Origin of the sequence: Nostoc edaphicum CCNP1411 (genome assembly GCF_014023275.1) — a bacterium.
In the GTDB taxonomy this organism is placed as follows: Bacteria; Cyanobacteriota; Cyanobacteriia; order Cyanobacteriales; family Nostocaceae; genus Nostoc; species Nostoc edaphicum_A.
The window spans coordinates 5,075,845-5,091,936 of the sequence record NZ_CP054698.1 but is presented as its reverse complement, the minus strand read 5'-3'; the positions used below and the strand labels follow the sequence as shown (position 1 = coordinate 5,091,936).

Here is a 16,092-nt window from a genome sequence, read left to right as displayed (position 1 = left end):
GCATATTAGCCTAACGTGCTTTTAACTACATGGTTTTTTTCCAATAGTTACAAGCCGATAAGCAGTGTTTCCTATTCTACTTGTCAACTTATAGAATGCAACCCTACATAGACTGATTTAATCGCAGGTGCTCGTCCAATGGCAACTAATGCCTGATAAACCATTGCTGCAACTTCGGCGCGTGTTGCTCTCCGTGAAGGTGCAAGTAGTTTGGGATCTGGGTAATTAACGATGATTTTTTGTTGTGTAGCAGTAGCAACAGCTTTGCGGGCGTATTCGGAAATGGTATGACGATCGCTATATAGCTCTAAAACATCGCTATCAACAGCTGGTAGTCCCAATCCGTTTACCAGGGAGACAATCACTTGTAGCCGCTGCACATTTTGATCAGGGCGGAAAGTGCGATCGCTAAATCCGCCCACAAAGCCACCGCTAGCGGCGATTTGGATCGCGCTATAAGCCCAAAAATCCTTGGGTACGTCGGTAAAATCAGGTGCCGGGATTTTGGGAAATGGGTTAAAAGCGATCGCAACTAGAACTGCATATTGGGCGCGAGTCATGGGTTTATCTGGCTGGTAGCTACCATCAGCAAAAGCATGAGTTAAATCCATCCTCACTAATGCCTGAATAAATGGTTCTGCCCAATGTCCATCTAGTTGGGGAAACGCAGGGAGTTTTTCAGATGGGGATTCTGTTGGGGCGTTAGAATAATTAGTGCTAACCGCTACTGGATTGCTTGGGAGCAATTCGACTAAGCCCTTGACTAGAATAGGATTTAATTGATTACCTACGGAAATCACCTTTTGGGTAGTAGCATTGTGTAAATCAAATTCACTATTATCACGAAAAATATTATCAGCGGAATCTTGGGTATTACCTAAATCGGGGGCTGCATTGCCATTGATTAATAGACCACCTTGGGTATTTTTAGCAATGAGATTTTCACGCAGCACAGGTTGGGCGTTGCGAGAGAGTGCGATCGCCGTGCGATTTTCTGATAATTTATTATTTGCGATCGCCGGAGCGGCAAAGTCACTAATTGCTATGCCTAAACGGTTTCTTTGAAATACATTCCCCAGTACTTCTCCCTGGCTATGACCTGCCATCACTAACCCACTAGCAGTATTTTGCACAAATATGTTATCTAAAATTGCGGGTTTAGCAGTACCAGTGGTAAACACACCTTCCCGCCCACAGTTGCTCAAAGTATTGTTAGCTAAAGTAGGTGCAGCCGATTCAATCCAGATACCAGTACCTTTGAGTGAAGGATTGGTAACAGTAACACCTAAAAGACTGGCATTATCTACCAAGAGCAGCGTAATATTTTGTATACCAAAGCTGGGACTTTGATACTCGCCACTCCCAGAAATTAAAATCTCTGCACCTTTGTTCGCTTCGTTACCCACCACTTTCGCCCCTTCAGGGATGATCAGTGGGAACACCTCACCACTAGCGGCGCTGTAAGTCCCCGATTCCAGATAAATTATCGTCGGTATTTTGGTTACTTTTAAGGCACGGCTGAGGCTTTTAAACGGACTCAACCGTGAACCTGTATTGGTATCATTCCCAGTCATAGGGTTGACATAGAGTGTGACAACGAGGGTAGAGTTCACCATTGATAGTTGAGAGTCAATTGTTTTAATTATGACAATCATAAATAACACTACTTGTAGCAAACTTTTTGAAAGTAGTATCTTTGTGTGTAGAAAATATATCCACGTTACTTTTTATTGCAAGCGGATCGTGTGTACACACAAGTTATAGACTCTCACGCAACATTCCAGGTTCTCGCCTCGAAGTTCCGAGTTTTGAGGGCGATGTCTAGGTATTGGGGCATGGGGCATGGGGGCAGAGGAGTGGAGTTCAAAGACTCGTCAGCGAGTATTAAAGACTCATCCCCTATTCCCAATGCCCAATGCCCAATGCCCAAGCTTATTTAATTTGACAAGTTTCAATGCGAGAGAATAAAGCCACACATAATCGCCACCAAGAAGCTGTAGCGATCGCACTATGCCATTCCCAAACACCTAATAGCTTTAACCGCCAAACCTGCTCAAAAAAACCAAAGTATGGTAACTGCCCATTGGGAGCATCTTCTTCCACAATTAAGTTACTATAATCAATCCAGGAATCTTTTAAACGCCACCCAGCGCGATTGGCAAAATCAATACAAGTTTGGGAAGCAGCAACATTACCATTACCAATTATCAAAGCTAGTACAGGATCGCTGGCAGAAACATCTCTAATACTCTCCCAAATCCGCTTCTGGACGCTGAAACCGAAGCGTCCATGACTATACTTACCCCAGAGAGTATCGATAGTACATAAGTCGATGCAGGGAAAGTTTTCTACACTTTCTAAATCAAGATAGGGTTTTTCTTCTCTACCAGCTATCCTCAATATGAGAGTTGTAGTTTCCTGATCCGCCTCTAACCATCTCCCAGCTTTAAGTAAATCCCGCAATTGAGTGTAATCTATCCCCACAGATGAACTCAAATCATCTATATCTTCAGTTTTTTGTTCAGAGCGATCGCCCGAAAACAAAGTTTTTCCTGGTAAGACTTCAATCACACCTTGAGAACCAAATAACCAGAAATATAGTTCGATATCGGTGCGTGATAATTCTACTTGTAATTGTGTAATCCAAGCTGCTGCGGTGAGTCCAGATGCTTGAATAGCAACATTGAGGGTATCTACCAAGGAAGAAGCAAATCTTTCACCCTCTGGAGGTGGCGCAGCAGCAGCAATTAAACATTGTTCATCGAGTCCCAATTGCAATTCTTCCACCCAATCGCGTAGAGATGCACATGTGTGCATTCCCACGGGGCAATCCAGGATGATAATTTGTTGCGATCGACATCGGCGCAGCTGTTTTCTCAACCAGGAACGATTAAGTACAACATTCTCAGAAAGTATTAATACTGCTTCTCCTTGTTCAGTTTCTTGAATCTGCCCTCGCAAGTATAAAAATACAGTTGCGGTTTCTTCTATAGAATTGCTGCTAGTGGGTGACTCGGAAAAAGATTCAGCTAACAAACATTTTTGAATCGCTTTGCGGACATCCGAAGTAGGGGTTTTTTCGCTAATAGTCCAATAATTTACCTCAAAGCCACCAGATGTACTGAGTATTTTACCCAAAGCCAAAGCATTCTTGCTCTTAGGAAGTCCCTCTATAACTAACGCCTGTCGTGGATGTCGTGTGGACACTGTTTTATCTGGTTTGAGTCCTAAAATCACTTCTCCGATTCCTTCGACAATTCGCTTCGGCGTTTGAGATGGATATTCTGGATGAATTTGATTTTCGCCACGACCTTTTTTTAGCTGATTAATCACCCGTAGTTGCTGATTAGCTTTATCTATATATGCGAGGGTTTGGTGATAAACATAGCGATAAAGTCCATCCGCTTCAATAATGCCTTGGGAATCAGCCGCTTCTCCCCGCAGTCCCCGAATTAAGTAATAAGTGAATACTCCATGTTTTAATTGCGGAAATTCCCAAGATTGTTGCCCTTGATCGCAAGATAGTAAGGCATAAAATCCTTTTCTCTTAGCAGCGCGTTGTCGCAGAACTTCCACTAATTCTTGTGTGGGGTTGAGTTGCGGATCTATTGGTGTTTCTCCCCTAGCACCCAATAACGTCATGCTACCGCTATGACAAGCATCCAGCCACACAAGTTGCTGCTGGGCTGCACAATTTTCTAATAATTGCAATAACTCTTGCAACTTCAAACCAGTTTCTATTAAGTTGTCTTTTTGAGTATCTTTGAGACACAATACCACCTGCTGACTCGATGGCTCTAGCATCCCATGTCCAGAAAAATAAAACAGAACGGTGTCAATAGATTTAGTGGCAGATGCTACTTGTTTGAGACTGGTACGGACATCTTCTAATAAGGGCTGCTGATGAGCAAAATCGTTGTGAATCTTCACATCCCTTTGCGGAAATCCCTGAGTTGCAGCATTTAATGCTTCTCCTAAACCTTGGCAATCCAATGCTGAGTAATGCAAACAGGGTATTTGTTCATCCTGATATTGGTTGACTCCCACCAATATGAGCCAAAGCTTTGCCAAGCCGGTTTCTAAGGCATGAGTTGAGTGACTAGTACGAACACCGACTGGACACATCTGTTAAAATTCCTTGACAGGAAGAGTACGGTAGCTTTTATATAAATAGTATTCAATCGTACCGACATGAATTACTGAAGTTGGTTCCAAAAAGCTAGCGATCGCCATGACAACATTACTGATAAGATATCGAAAATGCGAGAACTTTACCCAGCGATCGAGCCTTACTTAGAAGGTAGTTTACAGGTTTCTGACCTTCATACCATTCATTTTGAAGAGTCAGGTAACCCCCAAGGTCAACCCATCGTTGTGCTGCATGGCGGCCCTGGTGGTGGATGTCCAGCTTTTTATCGGCAATATTTCCACCCAGAAAAATGGCGGATAGTGATGTTTGACCAGCGCGGTTGTGGTCAAAGTACGCCCCATGCTGAATTAAGAGAAAACACCACTTGGGATTTAGTCAGTGATATCGAAAAACTGCGCCAACATTTAGGTATAGAAAAGTGGGCGGTTTTTGGTGGAAGTTGGGGTAGTACTTTATCATTAGCCTACAGTCAAACCCATCCCTCTCAATGCACGGGGCTAATTCTCCGTGGGATCTTCATGCTGAGGCAAAAAGAGTTGCGATGGTTCTACCAAGAGGGTGCTAGCTATATTTTTCCTGATGCTTGGGAAGAATATCTCAAACCGATTCCCATAGATGAACGTGATGATCTAATCGCAGCATATTACAAGCAGTTGACCAGTCCAGACTTAGAAATTCAATTAACAGCAGCGCGTGCTTGGTCAATTTGGGAAGGTAGTACAAGTAGACTTTTCTTAGACCCAGAACTTATGCAAAAATTTGGCGAGAGTGAATTTGCTTCAGCTTTTGCCCGCATTGAATGCCATTACTTTATGAATAAGGGATTTTTAGAAACCGAAGATCAATTAATCTTAAATATAGACCGTATCCGCCATATTCCGGCTGTAATTGTTCAGGGACGTTATGATGTAGTCTGCCCAATGATATCAGCTTGGGAATTACATCGCGCTTGGCCAGAAGCCGAATTTATTGTGGTTCCTGATGCCGGACATTCGATGAGTGAACCAGGAATTCGTAATGCTTTGATTCAAGCAACAGATAATATTAGCAATTCGTAATTACTAATTACGCTCTCTACGAGATGCTGGGTGTATCTTGCTTCCTATGCTATTACTTTAATTACGAATTACGTTAGCGCAGCGGTAGCGAGTCCGCGTTCGCTTTTAGCGTCTCGTAGAGAGCGTCATTACAAATTATTGTTGAAATGCACAAAAGTAAGATTTGACCTGGAAAAAACCTTTCAGGATTCGTTTGAGTGAATTAAACTTAACCCGCCTGATAGCTTTATTCACTTCTACCCACTGCCGTTTTCTTTTACTTGCTTCTGGATAATCTTCACTCAGCATCTCGACTGGTAACAAATACATCTTGACCCGGTAAATTTTGCCTCGTTTGCGGTACTTATAAGTGCCCAGTTCATTGGCGTTTACTTGCCCAATCACTCCTGCTTCTTCCCACGCCTCTTTAGCTGCTGAAGCAGGCGGACTCATGCCATTAGGAATATCTCCTTTCGGAATCACCCAGTGTTGAAAGTTACGGGTCGTAATTAGCAAGATTTCAATTTTGCCATTGTTCACTCTATAAGGAATTACGCCAGACTGTTTAAACACTTTGCTGACTTTTCGACTCATGTAATTTGCATCCTTTACGGTCTAGCTTTTTTGTACAATGTCTACTTCAAAAAGTCTAGATCTGATACCGGATAAATTTTGGTTAATTTTAGGTTATGAAAAGGTTAAAAATAATTTGTTAATTATAAGAGTTAATTATTGAAAGTTTTTGATTGTTGAAGTAGAGGGTGCATATCTGTGCGCCTCTACTGTCTGTTGCAATATGCGTAGTGGTCAAAGATAGGACTTACGCAAAACTACACGCGGTAGGGACAATTCATGAATTGCCCCTACTATAAAATCAGCGTTTCGGCTATTGTTTGCGTAAGTCCTAAAAGATTTAAAGCTGCGTTAATTGGTCTTGTCCTGGTTGCCGTAACGAGAAGATAAAGGGATGATTTGCTCGTCCTGCCTCCTTCAATCAACTCCGACGGCTGTTTACTATGTTCTCAGGCACTGGTTTCTGATACTTCCCCGGATACTTGCGCTGAAAATATTCCTCCATAATTTGTAAAATCATGGGCGCAGCAATGCTACCACCGCCACCACCAGAATGTTCCGCAAATGCCACAATCAGAACTTCTGGCTGTTCAGCCGGTGCATAGGCTCCAAACCAAGCATGATTTTGCTTAACACGACCCTTCCAGGCTTCGGCTGTACCACTCTTACCCGCGACTGGGGGAATTGTTGGTTGCTTCAAAACTTTACCCGTACCTTCGGATACTACTTTCCGTAGTCCCTGACGGAGAACACTTATGGTTGTAGGCTTCATATTTAAAGATTCTCGCCAGCTTTTTGCTTCTTCATTGTCTTTAAGCAAATGTGGCTGGACTCGGTAGCCACCATTAGCAGGTACGGCAAACATGATGGCGACTTGCAGAGGTGTAGTTAGTAAAGCACCTTGACCAATTGACATATTAATGCTGTCGCCTACAGTCCAAGGTATCTTCCAAGCTTTCTGCTTCCATTTCTCATCTGGTACTAAACCTTCTGCTTCTTCGTTGGCAAACTCAAAGCCAGTTGTTTTACCAAATCCATACTTGCGAGTCCATTCAATTAAAGTTGGGCCGCCAACTCCCCGACCAATTTGATAAAAGAAGGTATCACTACTCCACTGTAATGCTCCGACAAAACCCAATGGCCCGAATCCGGCGTGATTCCATTCACCAAATCGGGTACCGCCAAAAGTTAAGGAGCCGTAGGTTTGTAGGACTGTGTTAGGAGAATATTTACCTGATTCTAGCCCGGCCGTGGTGGTGACAATTTTAAAGGTGCTAGCAGGTGGAAAGGCACTAAGGGCGCGATTCACCAAAGGATGGTCGGCACCTTGGACAAATTCCCAATCTTTTTGGGTGAGTTTCTGCTTCGAGAAAATATTTGGGTCAAAGGTGGGATGAGATACCATTGCTAAAACCGCACCGTTCTTGGGGTCAAGGGCCACGATCGCACCGTCGCGATCGCCCAAAGCTTTTTCTGCTGTCTTTTGCATATCTAAATCTATAGTCAAGTGCAAATCGTTACCAGATTTTGCCTGTTTCTCCCCCAAAACCCGGAGCGGCCGACCTGCACCATCCACTTCTACCTGCTGACCACCCCATTCGCCCCGCAGACTTTTCTCATAAGCTTTTTCAGCTCCCATTTGACCAATCACATCACCTAATCTGTAGCCTTCCTGCTTCTTTTGTTTTAACTGCTCGGCAGTAAGTTCTCGCGTATAGCCTAATATATGTGCTAATTGCTTGCCGTGGGGGTAGTAGCGAACCGCTTCTGTAGAAATTTCCACGTCTTGAAGTTCGGCTTGATACTCCTTCAATGCTGTGATTTGTGCTTCGTTCAAGTCACGAGCGACCCGAATCAGTGAAGAAGAATTAGCACCTGCTTCTTCTAATTTCTTTTCCATCTCTTCTTGAGAAACGTCGAGAATTTGAGATAGACGTGATCCCACAACCGACCATGCTGGCTTGGTATGTGCCATCGGCCACAAATATACAGAGCGAGGATAGCGAGTACTGGCTAAAAGTTTGCCATTGCGGTCAAAGATATTGCCTCGTTCTGGTTGTTTGGGGATCATCCGAATTCGATTGGACTCGGCTCGTTTTCGGTGGCTTGCTCCTTCAGTAATTTGCAAATATGCCAAACGAACACTGATCCCAGTGATCATCAGTAGAGTAAATATAATTAAAAATATCGGCTGTAAACCACGTCCAACGGTACGTGTATCTTTTTTGCCGCCAATTGATGGGAATAAAGACATAAATAATTCAAAATTCAAAATGAATAAACACAATCTTAGCCAGCCTTTTAGCAATTGCTAATATGCAATTTTAATACTTATTAGCTTAAACAAAGAACGCCTAAGTACAAATAAAGTGCTTAAGTTTGCTTTGCATCAAGATTCGGTACTGAGCATAAAAGAATCGGGTGAGTATATTCTTGAACAATTGTTTTTGGCGGATACAATAAACCAAAGTGTCAAATCTAGTCTGCCCAAAAGACTACATCAATTGACAAAATCTCATAAAATCACGGCATTCTACTGAGGATTATGGCTCAAATTGTCATGCAGAATCAGAGGGGGATAACAAGTTTTCAGCCACTTGATGTTGAACTGCGTAATGTCTTCAAGTTTTTTAACCAAGAACCAGCAGTACATGGAATCGACTTGGATGTTAGACAAGGAGAATTTTTTAGTATTTTAGGCCCCTCCGGTTGTGGTAAAACAACAACACTGCGCTTAATTGCTGGGTTTGAAATCGCTGACGCTGGCAAGGTATTAATTCAGGGTCAGTCTATGACTAATGTGCCGCCTTACCGCCGACCCGTCAATACTGTATTTCAAAGTTACGCTTTATTTAACCACCTGAATGTCTGGGATAACATCGCCTTTGGACTGCGGCTAAAAAAATTACGCAAATCGGAAATTGAAAGTAGAGTCCAAGAAGCTTTAAAGCTCGTGAAAATGGAAAGTTTGCGATCGCGTTTTCCCAATCAGCTTTCTGGTGGTCAACAGCAGCGGGTCGCTTTAGCCAGGGCCCTAGTCAACCGTCCCACCGTCGTATTACTGGATGAACCTTTAGGGGCGTTAGATTTAAAACTACGTAAGGAAATGCAGGTTGAGTTATCAAATTTACACAAAGAATTGGGATTAACCTTTGTGATGGTGACACACGACCAGGAAGAAGCATTGTCTTTGAGCGATCGCATTGCCGTGATGAATCAAGGCAAAATTGAACAAGTTGGCACTCCTAGCCAAATTTACGAACGTCCCCAGACATCCTTTGTTGCTGATTTTATTGGCGATACTAATTTATTCAGCGGTGAAATTGTCGAGGTAGACTCCTCGAATGTGCAAATTTCGACGAAAACAGGACTCTCAATTATCATTAGCCGCGCTGAAGATACACCATCTGAATTATCACAAGCTGTAGTGGTAAGTGTGCGCCCAGAAAAAATACAACTTTCGCTTTATCCACCCAATTTACCAGCTAACTGCTTTGAAGGACGGCTTGTGAATGTTATGTATTTGGGCACACACGTTAATTATGTTGTGGAATTAACAAATGGCATTAGGATAAATGTGTTGCAACCTAATACTTTTGGCGCTTTACCTGACCGCGACACACCTATTTATGCCTGGTGGGCTGAAACTGATTGTTTAGCTATTAGTCAATAGTCAAACAATACGACCAACTTCATATAAGATTAAGTCCGTGAGGTTATGCCAAATTTAGGGAATCTATGACACGCCGCCAGTATCCTAACCCACCAATAGAAGAAGCGGTCTGTGAGTTTCGCTTTGCCCCAGACCCAGCATGGAATCTTACAATACCTGGCTTATTCTATGAAAAAATAAAAGATTTTTATACAGGCGAACCACAAATTGAGCCATCTCCTAGTTACACGAACAAAGGAACTTTTAGGAAAGTTGCAGAAAAGTTAGCACGGCTTGCAACAGAGAGAATCAAGAAAGAAGATTGGGAGATTAAACCACAGGATTTACAAACCTAGTCGATTGCAATATCCTTGTCATCTGTCCACATTCACTTAAAACACCACTCGACACAGTGGTGTTTTTGTTTGAGCTTGAGATCGCCTCTACCCAAGAAAATTCGTAAAGCGATATTTCATGATTGAATGCTTCAGTACACATGATCACCTCCTATTTACAATACTGAGTGCTGACTGTTGAGTGCTGAGTAAATTAAGAAGTACTCAGTAGTTATGTAGTTGGGTTTTAGCCCCGCCCCTTGTGGGCGGTCTTTCTTTTAACTCAGCACTCAGCACTCATAACTCAGCACTCTTCATTGCCGCACTGGAATTGTAATCACAAACTCTGTGCCTTTTCCTGGGCAGGAGTTGCAGTGTATCAAACCCCCGTGTTTTTCCACGACAATTTGACGAGCGATCGCCAACCCCAACCCCGTCCCTTTTCCGACAGATTTCGTGGTAAATAAATGGTCAAATATCTTTTGCTTAACTTCTTCACTCATTCCCTTAGCATTATCAGCAATCGTTATTTGAACCTGATTATCTTTCAATGAGGTTTGAATTGTAATCTGGTGAGGATTTTCTTGAATATCTAAAAAGCTCCGCCCAAAATTCGACTCATCTAAGGCATCAATGGCATTGGCAAGGATGTTCATAAAGACCTGATTTAATTGTCCAGGAAAACATTCAACTTGGGGTAAATTGCCATACTCAGTTATTACTTCAATTGCTGGGCGTTGTTCGTTAGCTTTGAGGCGATGTTTGAGAATTAAAATCGTACTGTCAATACCTTCGTGGATGTTAAATGGCACTTTGTAATCTTTATCTGCACGGGAGAAAGTTCTTAAACTAGTGCTGATGTTTTTCAGGCGATCGCACGCCATCACCATTGCATCAATTGCCTTGGGTAAATCTTCTAAGGTATAATCTAAGTCGATTTCTTCAGCATGGTAAATAATTTCATCACCCGGATTAGGTAAACTTTCTTGATAAAGTTTCAAGTGTTTAACAACATCAGCAATAGTGGGTTTAGCTTGTTTGAGGCTCACAGCAATAAAGCCCAAAGGATTATTCATTTCATGGGCTACCCCAGCAACTAAATTACCCAGCGCTGACATTTTCTCGCTCTGAACAATTTGTAATTGGGCTTGTTGTAAATCTTCTAAGGCTGTTCCGAGTGCTTGAGATTTTTCTGTGATCACTGACTCAGCTTGTTTGCGATCGCTAATATTAATACTTGTCCCGACTACCCGATAAACTTTGCCCGTCTCATCTTTTAATGGACTGAGTGTGGTTAACCACCAAATTTTCTGGTCATTAAATGTGAGACATTCTTCATAGGTGACGGGTATTCCGGTTTGGAAACAACGCAGATATTTTTGCTCTATTTCTGCGCCTTCATCAGGAGCCATTACTTCCTGCGGAGTTTTACCCACCACTTCCGAAGCAGGTATACCAATCGTTAATTCGCAGGATTTACTCCATCCTGTGTACTCCAACCTACTATTAGCTCGGATATCAGTGACAAATATCTGACAGCCAACACCTTCGTAAATACTACTGAGAAACTTTTCTCGCTCGTGGAGATGATTATATAATTGGGCATTTTCCAAAGAAATTGCGGCTTGAGTGCAGAGAAAATTTAAAACAGAAAGGCGATCGCTAGTAAATACCCCTTGAGTCAGTTGATTTTCTAAGTAAAGAATCCCTACCAAACGCCCTTGATTAATAATCGGGGTAGATAACACACTCTGGGGTTGCATTAGGTGCATATATTCCCCAATTAAGCCAATAATATCTGTTTTGCAATTGTCTATAACGACTGTTTGCTTGGTATTTTTGACATAATTGATAATATTTACAGGAATGTCTTGACAAGTATCTAGTGATTGTGATTCAAGAATAGTTTGTATTTCTTGATGATTGATCGAGGTAATTGCCCTAACTTGCCAAGTATCATTTTGGGGAAGAATGAGTGCGACTTTTTTCGCGCCGGAGTTTTCGAGGATAATACGGGTGAGGCTGGTAATGAGTTGATCTAATTCCAGAGAACTGGAAATAGCTTGAGCGGCTTTGAGGACAGAGGTAAAATCTAGTGTATCGGAAATACTGCTGCTGTCAGTACTAGAAGTGCGAGTAGATGAGGAAGTTCCACGAAAGTTAACAGTTTCTAAAGAGTTGAGGTTGATTCGTTGGTGTCGCAGAATGGATTGGAGTAGTTGGGGATAGCGTTTTTCGAGGTTTTCTATTTTGGCTTTTGCGCCCCAACGAGCGTAGCAGTAGTATGCTTGGTGCATATATACTTGGGCAACTTTTTCTTTACCCCAATCAAGGTAGAATTTGGTTGCTAGTTCATTGCTAAGTGCTTCTTCGTTAACGTATTCGTTTTCTTTGGCAAGGGAGATGGCGCGATCGTAATGTTCAAGTGCTTCTGCTTTATTGCCCAACACTCTTTGTTTTTCAGCTTCAACTAAATGCCATTTATGCAGATGATTCATGGGAGCATTTTGCGCCGATTGGTGCAGAGTGCTTTGATGGATTTCTACCTGTGCGAGAATTTCGGCTTGTTCAACTTCTGACTGGGTAGGAAACAATGCCAGGTGCGTCAGGGCTGCATAGAAATGGAAAATCGGTACAAAAATTAATCCTGATACTGCGAGTAAATACTGCTGGCATTGTTCAATGTAAGCGATCGCAGCTTTGTAATTACCAAAAGAATAGGCAAGCAACAGTTTGTAGATATGGAGTTCGGCCATCACCGTGAGTTCATTAGCCTGACGATGTTTGGGAATCATCACCGTTTCATCGTAGATAGTGCCGCTTAAGCAATCCGGTTGAATCTGGCTTTCCCTAAAGTTCTGTGCCGCTTGCCGCATTATACTTACATAGGTCTGGGCAGAATGTTGCTTCGCCTGAGTCAAGGCGGCGTTGTAACTTGCTATATCTGACTCCAAATTGTTTAATTCAGAGCCACTCCAAAAGACCGCATAACTGTAACAACATAAGTTATAACCAGCGTGTAAAAAGTCGCCAGTTTCCATACCAGATGTAAAACCAGCTTTCACTGTCGGTATTGTTGCCGAGAGAGCTTTTTGGTGATGCTGAATAAAGCCGCCAAACAACATTGAAATTGTGGATTTGAATTCTGGCACATTGAACCTCTCCAGTAATGAGAGCGCCAATTGCCCAAAGCCATAGCCTGTTTTGACCTCTCCCAAAAAGGCACACAGCACCATTCCGTGAAGCCCATACCCCACTGTTGAGGCGGGCGTATTCCCAAACTGAAGCGATAGACTCACCATTTTGGAACTAATTAGGGGCAATAAACCCGGCATTCCTTGGAAAACGGGTGCAAATAACATTCCTAATAGCTTCATGGCTGGTTGTGCTTGGGGATCAGTCATCACTGGGAGATCAGCTAGTTCCTCAATTCGTTTGCCTTCGAGTTGACTGGCAAGGACTTGTAGAGATTTAGCAATCTCAGCATTGTTTGGCTCAATAGGTAGCTCAACCCCCAATTGTTTTAAGGCATCTCTGCCCACTGCGATCGCTTCTAATAGTCTGCTCTGCGCTGTCTGGGCAGCAATTTGAATTTCGTAAATTTTAACTTTGTCTAAAATCGTCTGGGCTGATTGCAACACCAGTACTGCTATCTGTTTCATGCCATCAAAGTCAGCATTTAAGTAGGCGGCTTCGGTGGCGGCAATGTAGAGACTCAGGGTCAATTTATATTGATCTTGCCAGCAATTGACTGTGAGTAGCTCAATCCCAGTCTGTAAATAGACTCTGGCCGCAGTGTATGCAGTAGAACTTTTAGCTTTACCTGCTGCTGCTAAGTTTAGTTGAGCCAAGGCTTCTCGCTCGTTTGATTGGGTCATTAACTCTTGTCCTAAATTCAAATGCCCGACTATATCAAACAGTTTTTCCTCTTGTTCTATTTGAGAGGAATTTTCTAGAAGTAATTGGCCAATTTTGAGATGAGTTGCTTGTTTTTCGTTATCAGGAATTAGAGAATAAGCAGCTTGTTGCACTCTGTCATGTAAAAATCTATAAGAAACTGTCCTTGGTTCGCTATCTTCTAATAATAAATGACCATTAATTAACGATGAATCTTGATAAAATTTATAAACATCACTAATTGCTAAAATCAACCCTTCTTGTAAAGCTTTCCATAAACTAGCAGCCGTTTCAATTTCTGATGATTCCGAAACAATTGCCAAAGTTGCTAAATCAAATTGATTACCAATACAAGCCGCTAATTGCAACACATTTTGAGTTGATTGATGCAATCTTTTTAATTGAAATACCATAAAATTAACAACATCATCTGTAACCGCTTGCTGATTTATTTTAGTAATATCACATTGCCAAAACCCTGACTCAACATTAAATTCGATTAAGCCATCTTGATGTAATGCTTTGAGAAACTGGATAGCGAAAAACGGATTCCCTTGAGTTTTCTGAGATACTAGTAGAGAAAGAGGTAATGCAAAATTTTCTGTACATTTAAGTGTATCAGCAACTAATTGATTCACTTGCCCTTGACTAAGAGGTGCTAAAGCAATTGTGTTAATTGTTGCGTCTGTTTTTTCGATATCATTCAAAGTCAACATTAACGGATGTGCTGGGTTGACTTCGTTATCACGATAGGCACCAATTAAGAAAAAATATTTTGTATCAGCCATTAATAACTGCATTAACATCAGTGATGCCGAATCAGCCCATTGCAAATCATCTAAAAACATCACTAATGGATGTGCATCACTGGTAAAGACTTGGGTAAATTTCTGGAATAGTAAATTAAATCTATTTTGTGCCGCCGTTCCTGATAATTCTGGTGCTGGTGGTTGTTTGCCAAGAATTCTTTCTAATTCGGGGATGACTTCAATAATTACTTGTCCGTTATCACCTACAGCCGCTAAAATCTTGGATTTAAATTGCTGGATTTGAGCATCGCTTTCTGCTAATAATTGCCCCATTAAATCTCGGAAGGCTTGGACAAATGCCGAAAAGGGAATATTTCGTTGAAATTGGTCATATTTCCCTTTGATAAAATAACCACGTTGTTTGACGATTGGTTTATGAACTTCGTTAACTACAACGGTTTTACCAATACCGGAAAAACCAGCTACCAGCATCATTTCTGTTGCACCAAGACTAACTCTTTCAAATGCTTGGAGTAGGGTTGATACTTCGGTTTCTCTTCCATAAAGTTTATCAGGAATAATAAAGCGATCGCACACATCCCGTTGAGCAATTGGGAAACGCTTAATTTCACCAGTTTCTTGGAGTTGAGATAAACAATTTTCTAAATCAAATTTTAGTCCTAATGCACTCTGATAACGGTCTTCAGCATTTTTCTCCATCAATTTCATCACGATGTCACAGAGAACTTTGGGAATCTCTTCCCTATCCCCTGTCTCCTGTCCCCTGTCCCCTAAAAGAGGTGGAAGCTTTGCTAAATGACAATGTACCAACTCCATCGGATCATTTGATTGAAAGGGTAAAACTCCAGTTAGTAATTCGTAAAAAGTTACACCTAAAGAATATAAGTCAGTACGATAATCAATCCCCCGATTCATTCTTCCTGTTTGTTCTGGAGAAATATAACTCAGTGTTCCTTCCAACACATTGAGATTCATCAGAGTTTGAGTTTCCCGTGGTAGTAAGGATGCAATACTAAAGTCAATTAATTTGACTTGTTTGGTTTTTGGATTAATCAGGATATTGGCGGGTTTGATATCTTTATGAATAATGCGATCGCGGTAGAGTATATCTAAGGTATTGCACAGTGCGATCGCAATCTGTAAAAACTCCATCAAAGATTCTAGCCTTCCCCTTACTCCCCAATCCTTGAGAGAAATCCCCCCAAAGTCTTCCATTACTAACGCATAGCCATTTTGATAGGGTTCCAGGCTATAGGTTTGGATGATTAGAGGTGAGTTAAGATTTTTGGCAATGGTGTACTGATTGCGAAACGACAAGAGTTCGCCCAAACTCGGATAAGGATTTTTTAGTAGTTTAATTACTATAGGTAAAGAGTCCGTCTCTCGATACCCTCGATAAACCAGAGTTCTAGAACCATTGTAGAGTTCTTCGCTAATTTTATATCCAGGAATATTAACAAGAGTGCTAACCATACTATTAAATCCTAATCATTTACAGATATAGTGTTCCCAGATAGATAGTGAAGTTGTTTATAAACAAGAGCAAAAATTTGCGCCAGAGTTTCAATAATGAACCCCGTATCATCACTTAGAATCGAGTTGAAACTCAATTTGTTACTGTGGGTTTATTCGATAATCTGACGAGCGATATCTAATCTCAAACCTGTACTTTTACTGA

General features: G+C 41.8%; 8 protein-coding genes. 3 read left to right on the top strand and 5 right to left on the bottom strand.

The annotated features are described in order from the left end of the window. Positions 1-83: 83 nt before the first annotated feature. Positions 84-1,616, bottom strand: a complete 1,533-nt coding sequence (locus tag HUN01_RS24160) for a DUF1565 domain-containing protein (protein ID WP_181932798.1) — start codon at positions 1,614-1,616, stop codon at positions 84-86. A 316-nt stretch (positions 1,617-1,932) separates the two neighbouring features. Then, entirely contained in the window at positions 1,933-4,125 is a 2,193-nt protein-coding gene (locus tag HUN01_RS24155; RefSeq protein ID WP_181928307.1) for a GUN4 domain-containing protein, read from the bottom strand. Between the two features lie 135 nt (positions 4,126-4,260). On the opposite strand from HUN01_RS24155, the gene pip reads away from it, so the two are divergent. Then, positions 4,261-5,208 (top strand): prolyl aminopeptidase, encoded by a 948-nt coding sequence (gene pip / locus HUN01_RS24150; RefSeq protein WP_181928306.1) that lies wholly within the window; start codon positions 4,261-4,263, stop codon positions 5,206-5,208. Positions 5,209-5,343: 135 nt separating this feature from the next. Here pip and HUN01_RS24145 read toward each other — a convergent pair whose 3' ends face one another. Together HUN01_RS24145 and mrdA are read right to left on the bottom strand one after the other, a co-directional pair. Continuing rightward, the gene (locus tag HUN01_RS24145) at positions 5,344-5,781 is read right to left on the bottom strand and encodes an NUDIX hydrolase (protein ID WP_069069944.1); all 438 of its coding nucleotides are present in this window, start codon (positions 5,779-5,781) and stop codon (positions 5,344-5,346) included. A gap of 400 nt (positions 5,782-6,181) precedes the next feature. After that, complete coding sequence (gene mrdA / locus HUN01_RS24140; protein WP_181928305.1) at positions 6,182-8,014, bottom strand: penicillin-binding protein 2; 1,833 nt, start codon at positions 8,012-8,014, stop codon at positions 6,182-6,184. Positions 8,015-8,305: 291 nt separating this feature from the next. Here mrdA and HUN01_RS24135 point away from each other — a divergent pair, with 291 nt between their 5' ends. Both HUN01_RS24135 and HUN01_RS24130 read left to right on the top strand, forming a co-directional pair. Further along, positions 8,306-9,433 carry an ABC transporter ATP-binding protein gene (locus HUN01_RS24135; protein ID WP_181928304.1) on the top strand — a complete coding sequence of 376 codons (1,128 nt, stop codon included), beginning with the start codon at positions 8,306-8,308 and terminating at the stop codon, positions 9,431-9,433. A 65-nt stretch (positions 9,434-9,498) separates the two neighbouring features. Next, on the top strand, positions 9,499-9,768 hold the full coding sequence (locus tag HUN01_RS24130; RefSeq protein WP_181928303.1) for a hypothetical protein: 270 nt from the start codon (positions 9,499-9,501) through the stop codon (positions 9,766-9,768). Between the two features lie 293 nt (positions 9,769-10,061). Here HUN01_RS24130 and HUN01_RS24125 read toward each other — a convergent pair whose 3' ends face one another. Continuing rightward, positions 10,062-15,887, bottom strand: a complete 5,826-nt coding sequence (locus HUN01_RS24125) for an AAA family ATPase (RefSeq protein ID WP_181928302.1) — start codon at positions 15,885-15,887, stop codon at positions 10,062-10,064. Positions 15,888-16,092 lie beyond the last annotated feature (205 nt).

Coding starts and splice junctions, on each gene's coding strand:
- HUN01_RS24135 (WP_181928304.1), top strand. CDS start 8,306: ATGGCTCAAATTGTCATGCAGAATCAGAGGGGGATAACAAGTTTTCAG.
- HUN01_RS24160 (WP_181932798.1), bottom strand. CDS start 1,616: ATGGTGAACTCTACCCTCGTTGTCACACTCTATGTCAACCCTATGACT.
- HUN01_RS24145 (WP_069069944.1), bottom strand. CDS start 5,781: ATGAGTCGAAAAGTCAGCAAAGTGTTTAAACAGTCTGGCGTAATTCCT.
- HUN01_RS24125 (WP_181928302.1), bottom strand. CDS start 15,887: ATGGTTAGCACTCTTGTTAATATTCCTGGATATAAAATTAGCGAAGAA.
- mrdA (WP_181928305.1), bottom strand. CDS start 8,014: ATGTCTTTATTCCCATCAATTGGCGGCAAAAAAGATACACGTACCGTT.
- HUN01_RS24155 (WP_181928307.1), bottom strand. CDS start 4,125: ATGTGTCCAGTCGGTGTTCGTACTAGTCACTCAACTCATGCCTTAGAA.
- HUN01_RS24130 (WP_181928303.1), top strand. CDS start 9,499: ATGACACGCCGCCAGTATCCTAACCCACCAATAGAAGAAGCGGTCTGT.
- pip (WP_181928306.1), top strand. CDS start 4,261: ATGCGAGAACTTTACCCAGCGATCGAGCCTTACTTAGAAGGTAGTTTA.